Here is a 13,601-nt window from a genome sequence, read left to right as displayed (position 1 = left end):
CCGGAGGGGTGGTAGACTTGAGCCGAGGCCGAAGGCGCATCATCCCAGGACGCTCAGGCGGGATCTGGGCCCCGGCTTTAGCCGGTGAGAGCGGGTTTTGATAGACACCAGACAGCCCACTAGACGCGCCGCGCCAGCAGTCCACCGCAAGGCGGCATGACGCCATCCTGGGCCAGGTTGACCCCCTCGACCATCACCCAGCCTTCCGGCAGCGACCAGGCGACGGACTCCTGCCCCAGATTGAAGGCGCAGAGCAGCGCCTGGCCGCCCTCACCGCGTTCGAAGATCAGCAGGGGTGTATTCGTCTCGACGAAGCCCAACCTGCCGGTCCGCAGGGCGGGATAGGCCCGGCGCAGGGCGATCAGCCGGCGAGCCAATTGCAGGGTCGAAGCCGGATCGGCCTCCTGCGCATCCACGGCCAGCGGCAGATGGACGGGATCGACGGGAAGCCACGGCTCGACAGCCGAGAAGCCGGCGTTCGGTGCTGCGGACAACCAGGGCATGGGCGTGCGGGCACCATCGCGCCCCAGGGTTTGCGGCCAGTTGGCGATAGCTTCGGGATCGACCAGACGCTCGAACGGCACATGGGCCTGGGGCAGGCCCAGTTCCTCGCCCTGATAGACGAAGACATTGCCGCGCAGGGACACCAGCAGCAGCATCGCCATTTCGGCAAAGGCCTTGCGATCGCGGCCCTCCGCCCAGCGTGAGACGGCACGGGGCGCATCGTGATTGGAGAAGGTCCAGGACGGCCAGCCTTCGCCGGGCTCGCCAGGCCACATGGCCTCGCCCCGGCGGATCATCTCGGACGTCAGCCGCTCCGCATAGAGATAGAGAAAGCCATAGGCGCTGTTGAGCCGGTCTTCGCCGGCGGTGAACAGCTTCATTTCGCGGTCGGCATGATCGCCGCCCACCTCGGCCACCGAGAACCGGCCACCGTGAGCATCGGTCAGGGCCCGCAGCCGGCTGAGGAAGGCCGGGATTTCGGCATGTCCCTGATTGTAGATCTTGTCCTGGAAGTCGAACGGCCGGGTCCGCTTGCCGCCCGGCGGCAGGGGAGGATTGTCCCTGAGCTCGGGGTCGTGCATCGAGAAATTGATGGCGTCGAAGCGGAAACCGTCCACGCCGCGATCCATCCAGAACTTGGCTGACGCCAGCAAAGCGTCCTGCACTGCCGGCAGATGCACGTTCAACTGTGGCTGCGAGGCCAGGAAGTTGTGCATGTAGTACTGGCCGCGCCGGGCATCCCAGGTCCAGGCCGGACCTCCGAAAACCGACTGCCAGTTGCTGGGCGGAGACCCGTCCGGCTTGGCGTCGGCCCAGACATACCAGTCGGCATGGGGGTTGGTGCGGCTCTGGCGGCTGGCTTCAAACCAGGCATGTTCGTCGGAGGTGTGCGAAAACACCTGATCGATGATGATCTTCAGGCCCAGGGCATGGGCCTTGTCGATCAGGCGATCGAAATCGGCGAGCGTGCCGAAAATCGGATCCACATCCAGATAGTCGGACACGTCATATCCGAAGTCCTTCATCGGCGACCTGAAGAACGGCGACAGCCAGATGGCGTCGACGCCCAGGGAGGCGATGTGCTCGAGATGCGCCGTGATGCCCGGCAGGTCGCCGACGCCGTCGTCGTTCGAGTCGGCAAAGCTGCGCGGATAGACCTGGTAGATGACCGCGCCGCGCCACCATTCGGCGTCCAACGCAGACTCCACAGCCGGACGTGAGAGAACCTTGACCGTCACTGTAGCCCCTTGGAAACGCAGATTTTGTAGTCGAGCGGGCCGATCTCGACCCGATAGCTGCCGGGGGCGCTGGACGCCCCGGCGCAGACGCCATGCACGGACTGCCAGAGGCCAGAGGACGTCTCGACCTCGACCTGGGCTGTGACCGGTACGGAGCCCGTATTGTAGACCACGAGGTACTCGACCCCGTCCGCCAGTCGCGAGAAGGCCAGCAGGCCTGGCTTGTCACCCTGGTTACGAACCAGTTGACGGCCGGACCGCAGGACCGGATGTCCCTTGCGAATCCCAGCCATGCCGGCGATCCGGCCATAGAGCGCGCCGTCAGTGCGGAAGCGATCAGACGGGCCGGTCGAAGTCGTACCGACCAGGCGGTTGTCATTGTAGCTGGCGACCTGGCTGGCGAACATGTCCTCGCGGCTGTCGGCATAGTCGCCGTCGCCCGTAAAGCCCTGCTCGTCGCCATAATAGATTGTCGGCACGCCGCGCGAGAACATCATCAAGGCATGGCCAAGGGTCACGCGGTCCAGAAGTTCGGCATCCGATATCCCCGGATTGGCCTTCAGCACGAAGTACCCAAAGCGGCCCATGTCGTGATTGCCCAGGAAGGTCGGCAATTGCAGGGCGGTCGCCGCACCGCCTTCGTAAAGGACATCGCCTGCGAAGACCCGGGCCAGCCGGTCTGTGCCGGCCTTGCCGGCGACCATGTCGGTGATGGCCGACTGCACGGCGAAATCCAGCACGGCCGGAAAGCCGTCGACACGGGTATGGCGGGCCAGGGCGGCAACATCAGTGTCGAACACTTCGCCGAAGATATGGAAGTTCTCGATGCCGCGGGCCCGGGCGCGGGCCTGCATGGCCGGAATGAAGGCCTGCCAGAAGGCCGGCTCGACATGGCGAGCTGTATCGATCCGGTAGCCGTCGATCCCGAAGTCGTCGATCCATTGACCGTAGATATCGATCAGGCCCTGAACCACGCGGGGGTGCTCGGTGAAGAGATCGTCCAGACCGGCGAAATCACCCTGCTGCGAGCTCTCGCCCGCGAACGTGCTTTCGCCGCGGTTATGATAGTAGGCCGGGTCGTTGAGCCAGTCGGGCTTTTTGACCGTCTTCTCGGAGGCCGGGACGTAGGGGGAATAGGCATAGTCCGGTCGCGTCAGCCGGGCGAAGTTCGCCTTCGTGCCGACACCGTCGCCGGCAAAACCGCTATTGATCGCCGCTCCCGAGACGCCGCCCCGGGTCGAATAGGGATAGTCAGCCTTGCTGCGATAGGCGCAGTCATTGGCCGGGCACTCGCGATACTGGATCACGTCCGCCGTGTGGTTGGCGATGATGTCCATATAGACCTTCATCCCGCGAGCATGGGCGGCATCGACAAAGGCCTTGAACTCGGCGCGGGTGCCGAAGTGCGGATCCACGTCGGTGAAGTCCGTGATCCAGTAGCCGTGATGGGCTGCCGATTCGCGGCCGGGCGCGCCCTGCACCGGCTTGTTGCGGAAAATGGGGGCCAGCCAGACCGCCGTCGCGCCAAGCCCCTGGATGTAGTCGAGGCGCTGGGTCAGGCCCTTCAGATCGCCACCATGGTAGAACCCGGCGCGCGCAGGGTCGAAGCCCGTGACCAGCGAACCGCCGGACAGACCACCGCGATCATTGAGGACATCGCCTTTGGCGAAGCGGTCAGGCAGGACGAAGTAGATCACTTCATCGGAAGCCTTGCGTTGCAGATAGCCGGCCGACACAGGGGCAGCCACCGCGGCACCGCCGGCAGTCGCCGTCATGACTGACCCCGCCGCCATGACGATCAGCCGGAGTCGCCGGGATCCCCAGGCAGACATCGCTTCCCCCTATCCGCATGATCCCGCCATTTCCGGTCAGGATCATTGCAATAATTTGCATAAATTTGCAGCCGACTTGACCGACTGTCAATCGCAAGCGTGCCAGGCCTTTGCAGGAAAGGCCGCAAGGCAGTCCCCACCCGCTGCAATTTTGCATCACTGACGGCCACAAACACGTCGCCCGGACTTGCGCTGATGACAGGTTTGCGTTTTTTTGTGTTGATTACACCGCGTTAATTTGCAGTAATTTGCGGCAACGGCTCCGACCGCAGCGTCAGAAACGCGCAGAGCCGATACAGGGAGGGTGAGACCATGAACTCTAGAACTCAGCGCAATCGTGCGCGTCTGATGAGCAGCGCAGCCACCAGCTTGGCTCTGGCGCTCGCCTCGGCCGGAATGGCCCAGGCACAAGAAGCCGCTGCCAAGCCGGCCGATGACACCGCCGTCGAGGCCATTGTCGTCACCGGTATTCGCGCCAGTATCGAAAACGCCATCGCACTGAAGAAGACCTCGACCTCGATCGTCGAAGCGATCTCGGCCGAAGACATCGGCAAGCTGCCGGACAATTCGATCGCCGAATCCCTGGCCCGCCTGCCCGGCCTGACCGCACAGCGCCTCGACGGCCGCGCCCAGGTCATCTCGATCCGCGGCCTTGGCCCGGACTTCACCTCCACGCTGCTGAACGGCCGCGAGCAGGTCTCGACCGGCGACAACCGCGGCGTAGAATTCGACCAGTATCCTTCGGAAATCCTCTCGGGCGTGGTCGTTTACAAGACCCCGGACGCCTCGCTGATCGGCCAGGGCCTGTCCGGCACCGCCGACCTGCAGACGATCCGTCCGCTGAAGTACGGCAAGCGCATCCTGTCGGCCAATGCCCGCTACGAGATGAACAGCGAAGACAAGCTGAACCCGGACGCCAAGGACACCGGCCACCGGATCAGCGCCACCTATGTCAACCAGTTCGCCAATGACACGGTCGGCGTGGCCGTGGCCGTCTCGGACATTTCGACCCCGACCCAGAGCCGCCGCTTCAACGCCTGGGGCTATCCGACCATCAATGCGGCCAACGACCGCGTGATCGGCGGCGCAAAGCCTTACAACCAGTCCAACAACCTGAAGCGCACCGGCGTCATCGGCGTTCTGGAATACAAGCCCAATGACAAGCTGAGCACGTCGCTGGACCTGTACTATTCAGAGTTCGCGGAAAAGCAGATCCTGCGCGGCATCGAACTGCCCCTGCAGTGGTCGTCGGCTTCGCTGCAGCCCACCCGCACCACCGAAGCCGGCCTGATCACCAAGGGCACCTTCGCGGGCGTCAAGGGCGTGATGCGTAACGACCTCAACACCCGGGACACGACCCTCAAGTCGGCCGGCTGGAACGTCGACTACCAGACCGACAACGGCTGGGGCCTGGTTGCTGACCTGAGCTACTCGTCGGCCGAACGCACCGACGTGATCTTCGAATCCTATTCGGGTACGGGCCCCAACGGCGTCGGCGCGACCGACACCCTGGGCTTCACGACCACGCCCGGCGCCGGCACGACCTTCGCCTCGACCCTGGACTACACCAACCGCAACCTGTTCGTGCTGACCGACCCGCAAGGCTGGGGTGGTGGTGCTGCTGGCGGTGCCCTGACCCAGGCCGGCTTCTACAACACCCCTTCGATCACCGACGAACTGTCGGCGGCCCGCTTCTCGGCTGAACATGATCTCGAATGGGGTCCGCTGAGCCACGTCGAGGTCGGCGTGAACTTCAGCCGTCGCGAAAAGGACAAGCAAGTCCACGAAAGCTTCCTGACCCTTGGTGGCCGTATCGCCCAGGGTGCGCCGCTCAGCCGCGCCATCCCCGAAGCTGCGATCGTTGGCGTGGCCAATCTGGATCTGATCGGCATCAAGGCCATGCTGGCCTATGATCCGACCTACCTGCTGAAGAACGGCTTCTACACCCTGATCGCCGACCAGAACCCGGCCGTTCAGACGCGGAACTGGTCGGTCCGTGAAGACGTCCAGGTGGCCTATGCCAAGTTCGACGTCGACACCCAGGCCGGCTCCATCCCGGTCAAGGGCAACTTCGGTCTGCAGGTCGTTCGCACCGACCAGTTCTCGAAGGGTGTTGCAGTCAACCCGGCCAATCCGGCCGCACCGACCGTGACCGATGACGGCTCCAAGTACACCTACGCCCTGCCGAGCCTGAACCTGACGTTCGACATGGGTAACGAGCTGTACGTGCGTCTGGGTGCTGCCCGCACCCTGGCCCGCGCCCGGATGGACGAACTGCGCGCCAGCCAGTCGTTCAACCTCAACACCTCGCGTCTGGCTTCGACCGATCCGAACAACTCGTTCTTCAGCGCCAACGGCGGCAACCCGAACCTGCGGCCCTATATCGCTGACGGCGTCGACGTCTCGGTTGAGAAGTACTTCGGTCGTTCGGCCTATATCTCGGCCGCCGTCTACCACAAGGAGCTGTCGAACTTCGTCAACTCCAACTCCTCGTCCTACAAGGACTTCTCGGACTACCTGTTCCTGCTGAGCAGCGCCCAGCAGTCGCAACTGGGCACCAAGATCGGCCTGGTCTCGGGTCCGGATAACGGCGACGGCGGCTTCATCCGCGGCCTGGAACTGTCGGCCTCGCTGCAGGGTGACCTGCTGTGGGAACCGCTGAAGCCCTTCGGCCTGATCATCAGCGGCTCGTTCACCGACAGCGAAGTCACGCTGGAAAAGGGCCAGAAGCCGATCACCATCCCGGGCCTGTCCAAGAAGGTCATCAACACGACCTTCTACTACGAGAAGGACGGCTTCAACGCCCGGATCAGCAACCGCTATCGCGGCAAGTTCCTGGGTGAAGTGGCCGGCCTGAGCGCCGCGCGCATCTTCCGGACGGTCAATGAGGAGTCGGTCCTCGACGCCCAGATCGGCTACGAGTTCCGTGAAGGCCCCCTGAACGGCCTGTCGCTGCTGGTGCAAGCCAACAACATCACCAACGAGCCCTTCAAGACCTACGACAACAACGATCAGCGCCAGACCATCGACTATCAGAAGTACGGCGCGACCTACATGTTCGGCGTTTCCTACCGGTACTAGTCTGTAATCCATCCCCAACTTGCGAGCCCCCCGCCAGAGCGATCTGGCGGGGGCTTTTTTATGAGAGACCCCACCAGGGGCGAACCGGGCGGGACAGTGATGACGGACGGCGGGCTAAAGTCCCTAACCATTGTCGGCGGCGGCACAGCCGGCTGGATGAGCGCTGCCATGCTTTCCCGAGCCCTGGGCTCGACGGTTGCGATCACTGTGGTCGAATCCGACGAGATCGGCACGGTCGGCGTCGGCGAAGCCACCATCCCAGCCATCAAGCTGCTGAACGGCTTTCTCGGCCTGGACGAGAACGACTTTCTCGCGGCGACCCACGGCACCATCAAGCTGGGTATCGAGTTTGTGGACTGGCATACGGTCGGCCAGTCCTATTTGCACGCCTTTGGTCCGGTGGGCCGTCCCCTGGGCATGGCGGCTTTCCATCACTACTGGAACCGACGCCGTCTGCAGGGGCACGACGAGAGCCTCTGGGACTATTCCCTGAATGCGCGGGCGGCCCGGGCCGGCAAGTTCGACCGCTTGCAGCAGGCCGGCGGCGGCTATCTGGAAGGCCTTGTCCACGCCTTTCACTTCGATGCCGCGCTCTATGCCAAGTATCTGCGGCGCTACAGCGAGGCCCAGGGCGTCCGGCGGGTCGAGGGCCGCATCGTCGGCGTCAATCAGCACTCCGAGACAGGTTTTGTCACCGATCTGACCTTGCAGGACGGCCGCCGCGTCGAAGGCGAGTTCTTCATCGACTGCTCGGGCTTTCGTGGCCTGCTGATCGAAGAGACCCTGAAGACCGGCTATGACGACTGGCGCGGCTGGCTGCCGATGGACAGTGCCATCGCCGTGCCCTGCGCTTCCGCGACACCGCTTCTGCCCTATACCCGCGCGACGGCTCGCGAGGCGGGCTGGCAATGGCGCATCCCGCTGCAGCACCGCACCGGCAATGGCCATGTCTTCTGCAGCGAACACATCAGCGCGGCCGAGGCGACCGACGTCCTGATGCGCAATCTCGATGGCGCACCCCTGGCCGAGCCGCGTCAGCTCAACTTCACCACCGGTCGGCGCCGGCAGTTCTGGAACAAGAACGTCGTGGCCATGGGCCTGGCGAGCGGGTTCATGGAGCCCCTGGAATCGACAAGCATCCATCTCGTCCAGTCAGCCCTGAGCCGCCTGGTCGCGCTGTTCCCCAACAGGGACTTCAACGCCGTCGAGATCGCAGAGTACAATCGCCAGACCGCCCTGGAATACGAGTACATCCGCGACTTCCTGATCCTGCACTACAAGGCCACCTCCCGCGAGGACACGCCGTTCTGGCGCGCCTGCAAGGCCATGGACATCCCTGACACACTGAAGGCCAGGATGGAGCTTTTCGCCCAGTCCGGCCGGGTGTTCAGCCAGGAGGATGACCTCTTCAAGGAGGCCAGCTGGATCCAGGTCCTGATCGGACAGGGCGTGCTTCCGGGTGCCGTGCATCCGCTGACACGCCAGGTCACCGATCCCCAGCTCGACGATTACATGACCAATTTGCGCCAGATCATGGCCCGCGCCGTCGACGGTCTGCCAGATCAGGCAGACTTCATCGCGCGCCATTGTGCTTCCGGCGCGCAATCGGCCGACCGACCCTAGTTCACATCATCTCCCCTGAGGCCTCCGCCGGACCTGCCCGACGGAGGCCGTTTTTTGCCTCGTGCGTCCCTTTCGGGCGCAAGGGCCCATTAAGGTTGTCGAGGCATGCTCCGAAGCGATTTTGGAGACCTCCGATGGCGACGACGTCCAAGCCCTACAAGGCACTGCTCGGTTTGGCCGGCGGAGCCCTCCTGCTGGGTGCCTGCGCCAGCGCGGACGATGTCCGGGCCTTGCGCCAACCGGCCATGCCGCCGGTCGCCGTGGCCAAGGCCTCTCCGCACAAGCCCTATTTCCGCAATGTCTCACTGCAGGCAGTCGAAGGCGCTCCGGAATTCCGCTGGTTCGACGGCGGAGCCGTGGTCACCACCCGCCCGACCCGCGTGCAGGTGGTCGAAGCCCTGTCCCGGCACCTGGACCGCGCCGAGATGCTGGCCCCGAGCCGTCTGGACGGGGACTACATGCTCTATGTCCGCTTCGATGACCTGCGCGGCCCGAGCCTCTGGTTGGGCACCGACAAGCTGGCCTCGGCCAGGGTGACCTTCCGGCTGGTGCGCTGGCGTACAGGCGAGCTGGTCAAGGAATCCACCGTCGAGACCAGTTATCGCGCGGCCTGGACCGGGATCACGCCGGAAATGGCCCGGACGGTCCTGGGCGGTCCGATCGCCAGCTCCAAGGACGCGGTCATCGCGCCGGTCGGTGGCGTGCTCAAGGGCGTCGCCCTGGGCTACTATGTGAACCAGAGCCTGGCCGTCTCCATTGCCGACGCACCCTATGCCGGCCTGGTCGGTGCCGTGGAGGCCGGCCAGATCGGCGGCGCTGAGCGCGCGCCCGCCGGCTTCGCCAGCGCCTTTGCCACCGCCGTTGCCGTCGGCGGAGCCAGCGGGCGCTTCACGGATCTCGAAGCCATGCTGGCCGGTGGAGCCATCACGGCGGCCGGTGCCGCCGCTGGGCCCGCGCCCATTGCCCGCCCGACCTCCGCCAATGGTGAAACCACCAGCGCTCTGTCGGGTCATGCCCGGCGCATGGCTGCCACGCGCGGCCTCCTGGATCTGGCCTTCGACCAGTTCATGGCCGAGCTCAGCGAAGACGGGTCGGTCAATTACAAGACCGCCGTATCCTGCGCTGCCCTGAACGGCGTCACCGGCCGAGGTCCCTATCTACGTGAAACGGCGACCCGCTACGCCGTCGATTGCCCGGGTTCATCCTACAATCCGAGCAAGACCCAGCAGGTCTATCCCTCGCAGTTCTAGACCCTGATGCTCATGGCCTTCATGAACCGCATGATCTCCAGCGGTTTCATGGCGGCGGTGTCGACATCGATCAGAACGCGGCGTATCTGCCCCTTGAACGGGTTTGCCCCCTCATAGGTGCGCGACACCCGGTTGCCGTGGTCGGCTCCGACGCAGAAGCCGTCATAGCCCGGGGCAAACAGCACACGGTCAAACTTGCGTTCCGCGACCTTTCGGCCGTTCACGAACAGCGCGCCGCGACCTTCGAACGGGCGGGAGGTCATGGTCTGCTCGTACTTGACCTTGATGTCGCCCCGCGGAAGCCGGGCCGGCGAGGCAATGATCTCCCGCCAGGGCACGAGGCTGGTCTCGTAGATCAAACGCCCCTTGTCGATATAGAGCACATAGCCGGCCGGCATGGAGCCATGTGCCACCAGGACGCCGTCCTCGTCCCCCTGTGGTCTGGACAGCTCCAGTTCGAGGGAGTGGCTCAGCCCGCAGACAATCGGTGAGACGTCCGTCGGGATCGGATCAATCGGCGGTCGAATGTCCCAGCGCTTGCGCAGCTTGGCCGCACGGGTCTGAACCAGCTTCAGCAGCAGCGGTCTGTCATCCAGGGGCAGGACATCATGGGCCACGGCGGCCTTGTCCCACTTGTCCCGGAGGCGCGCCACGACCTCGGGATGTTCGGCCGAGACGTCCTGCAGTTCGTTGGGATCACGGGCGGTGTCGTAGAGGCCCCAGTGATCCTCCTCGAAGGGCTTGCCCCTCTGGTGCTGGGCAACCAGCCGCCAGTTGCCTTCCTGGAAGGCCCTATAGCCTCCGAGCTCATAATACTGATCGGTCCGGGTCGCGGCCTCGGACGAGGCGAAGGTCGGCGCGACGCTGGCCCCTTCCAGCGGCCTTTGCGGCTCGCCGCGGTAGAGCTCCGGCCGGCTGACGCCACAGGCGTCCAGCAGGGTCGGATAGAGATCGACCACGTGGACAAACTGTTTCCGAACCCCGCCCTTCTCCTTCACGCCCTTGGGCCAGGAGACGATCAGAGGGTCGGCCACGCCGCCGAGGGCGGTGTTCTGCTTGTAGAGCCGATAGGGCGTGCCGGAGGCATTGGTCCAGCCAATCGGATAGTGCGGAAAAGTGCCGTCCTCGCCCATGATGTCGTACAGCGCCAGGGCATCGGCTTCCGACGCGGGTCGCCCGAAGGCCGGGCCGAACAGGTTGGGCGTGCCCGTCTCGGTTCCTTCGGCCGAGGCCCCGTTGTCCGAGAAAACCACCACCAGTGTGTTGTCCCGCACGCCCATGGCCTCGAGCTCGGACATCACCGTCCCGATCGCGCGGTCAACGCCCGTAACCATGCCGGCATAGACCTCCATGTAGCGGGCATAGAGCCGCTTCTGGTCGGACGTCAGCTCGGCCCAGGGCTTTGCCCCCGGTGACAGTGGCGGCAGTTGGGTTTCCGGCGGCATCAGGCCGAGGGCCTTCTGGCGTTCCAGGCGCTGTTTTCGGATCTCGTCCCAGCCGGCCTCGAACTGGCCCTGGTAGAGATCCCGATCGGCAGGCTTGGCCTGCAGGGGTGAATGGGCCGCGCCGAAGGCCAGCTGCAGGAAGAACGGCTTGTCCGGACTCATCAGCTGCTGGGTGCGCAGATAGGTCACGGCGCGCTGCGCCAGGTCGTCGGAAAGATAATAGCCCTCTCCGCCGGCCTCGACCTGGGCCGTCCCCTCATAGAGGGCACCGGGATGGAAATGGTCGCTGGAATGGCCCTGGTACCAGTAGGCCCTCTCAAAGCCCCGGCTGGTCGGCCAGTTGTGGAACGGTCCCGTCGGTCCCGAGTGATCAGCGTTGTTGACGTGCCACTTGCCGAGCAGGAAGGTCGACCAGCCGGACTCCACCAGAACCTCGGCCAGGGTCGCGTTCTGGCGGGTCAGGTCGCCGCGATAGCCCGGATAGCCGCTGTCAATGTCCGCCAGCCAGCCCATGCCGGCGGAGTGATGGTTCAGCCCTGTCAGCAGGGCCGCCCGTGTGCAGGAGCACATGGCCGTGGTGCGGAAGTTGGTATAGCGCAGCCCCCTGCCCGCGAGGGCGTCTAGGGCCGGCGTCTTCAGTTCCCCGCCATAGCAGCCCAGATCGGCGAACCCGACATCGTCGAGGATGATGACCACGACATTGGGGGCATTGGCCGGAGCCTTGGGTTCATCGGCCTGGGCGGGCCGCGAGTCCTTGAAGGAGAGGCCGATGCGCGCTGGCTTGCCCTTGCCGACCGCCTTGGGGGTGATGATCCCGCTGGTGGCCGACTTGATCGCGGCTCCACCGGCAGCGACCGTTGCCGTACCCACGACGCCCAGCCCCGCGCCGAGCAGCAGCGAACGGCGGTCGATCTTCGGCTTGTTGTCGTCATCCATGACCCGTCTCCGAGGCTCAGACCGAGGACTTGTTCAGGCCGCGATAGCCCAGGACCATGATCGCAAGCAGGACCGCTTCGACGACAATCGGCTGGATCAGGGGCGGCGATAAGCCTGTCAGGGCAAGCGACAGCATCCGGCCGGCGAGGGCTATGCCGATCAGGGTTATCGGCACCAGCAGCAGATCGCGACGATTTCGGACGGCCGCGAGCAGGGCAAAGACACCGGCTGCGCCGAAGAAGCCGCCCAGATCAGCCCGCAACGACGCCAGGCCCAGCGCGCCAACCGGTTCGAGGCCCAGCTTGCCGCCCAGTTCCGCCGGCCGAAGCCAGAAGACCACCGCCATCAGCAGGGCCAGAACACCCGCAGTGCCAACCAGGCCACGTGTCAATTTTTGCATAGGTCCGCCCTGTCCGAATTATTGTGGCAATATAACTGCCACTTTATTGGGATAGCAAGGGCCGTCGCTGTCGGGGCCTGGCTAGGGCTCGCCCCAGACTTCCACATGCCCCTGCCGTTGCACCCGGCGCTGGGTTTTCAGGGTGAGCAGGGACGCCAATCCAGTCGTCTGCAGCAGGGCCTCAACCTCCGCCTCTCCGGGTCCACCAGCCGCGTCCTGGACCTTTTGCAGCAGGAAGAGTCGGTAGAGCATGACCGCGACCTCAATGGGCGTTCCGCGCCAGTCGAACGCGACCTTCCCCAGGACCCGGTCGCCGGGACGGGCCAGGCCATTGGTCCCGGTTTCCAGTTCCGGCCGCGCCTCCAGCCACTGACGGGCAAAGCCGACCTGGGCGCTGATGTCGGGCAGATAGTCCTCGGCGATGAACTGCAAGAGATCGATCAGGCTTTGCGGGACGCCGTCATCGGCAAAGAGCTGTGGCGGGGGACTGCCGTAGTCGCCCGAGTCGAGATCCGGCGCGTTCATGCGCTCGACCCAGCGCCAGACGCGATAGGCCCGCCGCTTCATCAAGCCGGCCGGATGGGTATCCCGCGCCAGATGGGCATAGAGCGGGCCAATCAGGCCATAGTCGCCGATCGTCGGCCTGCCCCCGAGCAGATAGGGTGCATGTTCCAGATGGGCGTCGAACAGTTCAAGAAACTGCTCATAGGCCGCCTCGACCATCGGGATGGAAGCGTCACAAACTCCGAATGACGCCATCGCCGCGCGCATGCGCCGGCTGGCATTGGCATAGACAGCTTCCCCTTCTTCCCGGGTTGCTCCGGGAGCCAGGGTCGCCACGAAGTCGCGCTGAAGAAAGGGCTGGTTGAGGTCGTCGAAGTTCCAGCGGTAGTGCATGGCCGGCCGCAGCAGCCCCTCTCCACCAAACAGCTCGAAGATCTGGCCGATCAGGCGGTGACGCGGCGTGTCGGGAAAGGTTTCCCAGCGCCCCTCGCCCCGCGCTTCCAGGGTCTCGATGATGTTCGAGCCGTCCTGGATCAGGGATCCGTCAGGGGCCTCAAGGACCGGCATGATCCAGCGACCGATCCGGGGAACGATCTCGGACCGGAACCTCGCCTCGCCGACGGACCGGTTCTCGAAACCGATGCCCTGCTTGATCAGATAGGACCGCGCCTTGGCGGTGTAGAGCGAACCCGGCGTGCCATAGAGCTTGTAGGTCAATTGCGCCTCCCCTGCAGGAACGGTGGACCGCGCCCTTTTTGCGGATATAATCGCACTAACAGTGCCACTAT

General features: G+C 64.8%; 8 protein-coding genes. 3 read left to right on the top strand and 5 right to left on the bottom strand.

Annotated elements, in window-relative coordinates:
* Positions 1-119: 119 nt before the first annotated feature.
* Both AQ619_RS06020 and AQ619_RS06015 read right to left on the bottom strand, forming a co-directional pair.
* Positions 120-1,763: an alpha-amylase family glycosyl hydrolase gene (locus tag AQ619_RS06020; protein ID WP_166504324.1), complete on the bottom strand. Its 1,644-nt coding sequence runs from the start codon at positions 1,761-1,763 to the stop codon at positions 120-122.
* Complete coding sequence (locus AQ619_RS06015; protein WP_236849538.1) at positions 1,739-3,517, bottom strand: alpha-amylase family glycosyl hydrolase; 1,779 nt, start codon at positions 3,515-3,517, stop codon at positions 1,739-1,741. The genes AQ619_RS06020 and AQ619_RS06015 overlap by 25 nt, the downstream gene beginning before the upstream one ends.
* Positions 3,518-3,886: 369 nt before the next feature.
* Between AQ619_RS06015 and AQ619_RS06010 the strand changes: the two genes are divergently transcribed.
* The 3 genes from AQ619_RS06010 (at position 3,887) to AQ619_RS06000 (ending at position 9,528) form a co-directional block, all read left to right on the top strand.
* Entirely contained in the window at positions 3,887-6,655 is a 2,769-nt protein-coding gene (locus AQ619_RS06010) for a TonB-dependent receptor (protein WP_062145455.1), read from the top strand.
* Between the two features lie 99 nt (positions 6,656-6,754).
* Positions 6,755-8,278 carry a tryptophan halogenase family protein gene (locus tag AQ619_RS06005; RefSeq protein WP_062145453.1) on the top strand — a complete coding sequence of 508 codons (1,524 nt, stop codon included), beginning with the start codon at positions 6,755-6,757 and terminating at the stop codon, positions 8,276-8,278.
* A 134-nt stretch (positions 8,279-8,412) separates the two neighbouring features.
* Complete coding sequence (locus tag AQ619_RS06000; protein ID WP_062145451.1) at positions 8,413-9,528, top strand: hypothetical protein; 1,116 nt, start codon at positions 8,413-8,415, stop codon at positions 9,526-9,528.
* Here AQ619_RS06000 and AQ619_RS05995 read toward each other — a convergent pair.
* The 3 genes from AQ619_RS05995 to AQ619_RS05985 form a co-directional block, all read right to left on the bottom strand.
* A complete protein-coding gene (locus AQ619_RS05995; RefSeq protein WP_062145449.1) occupies positions 9,525-11,909 on the bottom strand; it encodes an arylsulfatase in 2,385 nt (794 codons plus the stop codon). The two genes, AQ619_RS06000 and AQ619_RS05995, sit on opposite strands and share 4 nt — an antisense overlap.
* 16 nt (positions 11,910-11,925) lie before the next feature.
* On the bottom strand, positions 11,926-12,309 hold the full coding sequence (locus AQ619_RS05990) for a DUF4345 family protein (protein ID WP_062145447.1): 384 nt from the start codon (positions 12,307-12,309) through the stop codon (positions 11,926-11,928).
* 81 nt (positions 12,310-12,390) lie between these two features.
* Positions 12,391-13,530 (bottom strand): glutathione S-transferase C-terminal domain-containing protein, encoded by a 1,140-nt coding sequence (locus AQ619_RS05985; RefSeq protein ID WP_062145445.1) that lies wholly within the window; start codon positions 13,528-13,530, stop codon positions 12,391-12,393.
* Positions 13,531-13,601: the final 71 nt, after the last annotated feature.

This window comes from Caulobacter henricii (genome assembly GCF_001414055.1).
GTDB classification, from domain to species: domain Bacteria; phylum Pseudomonadota; class Alphaproteobacteria; order Caulobacterales; family Caulobacteraceae; genus Caulobacter; species Caulobacter henricii.
This window is presented reverse-complemented; position numbering and strand designations above follow the sequence as displayed.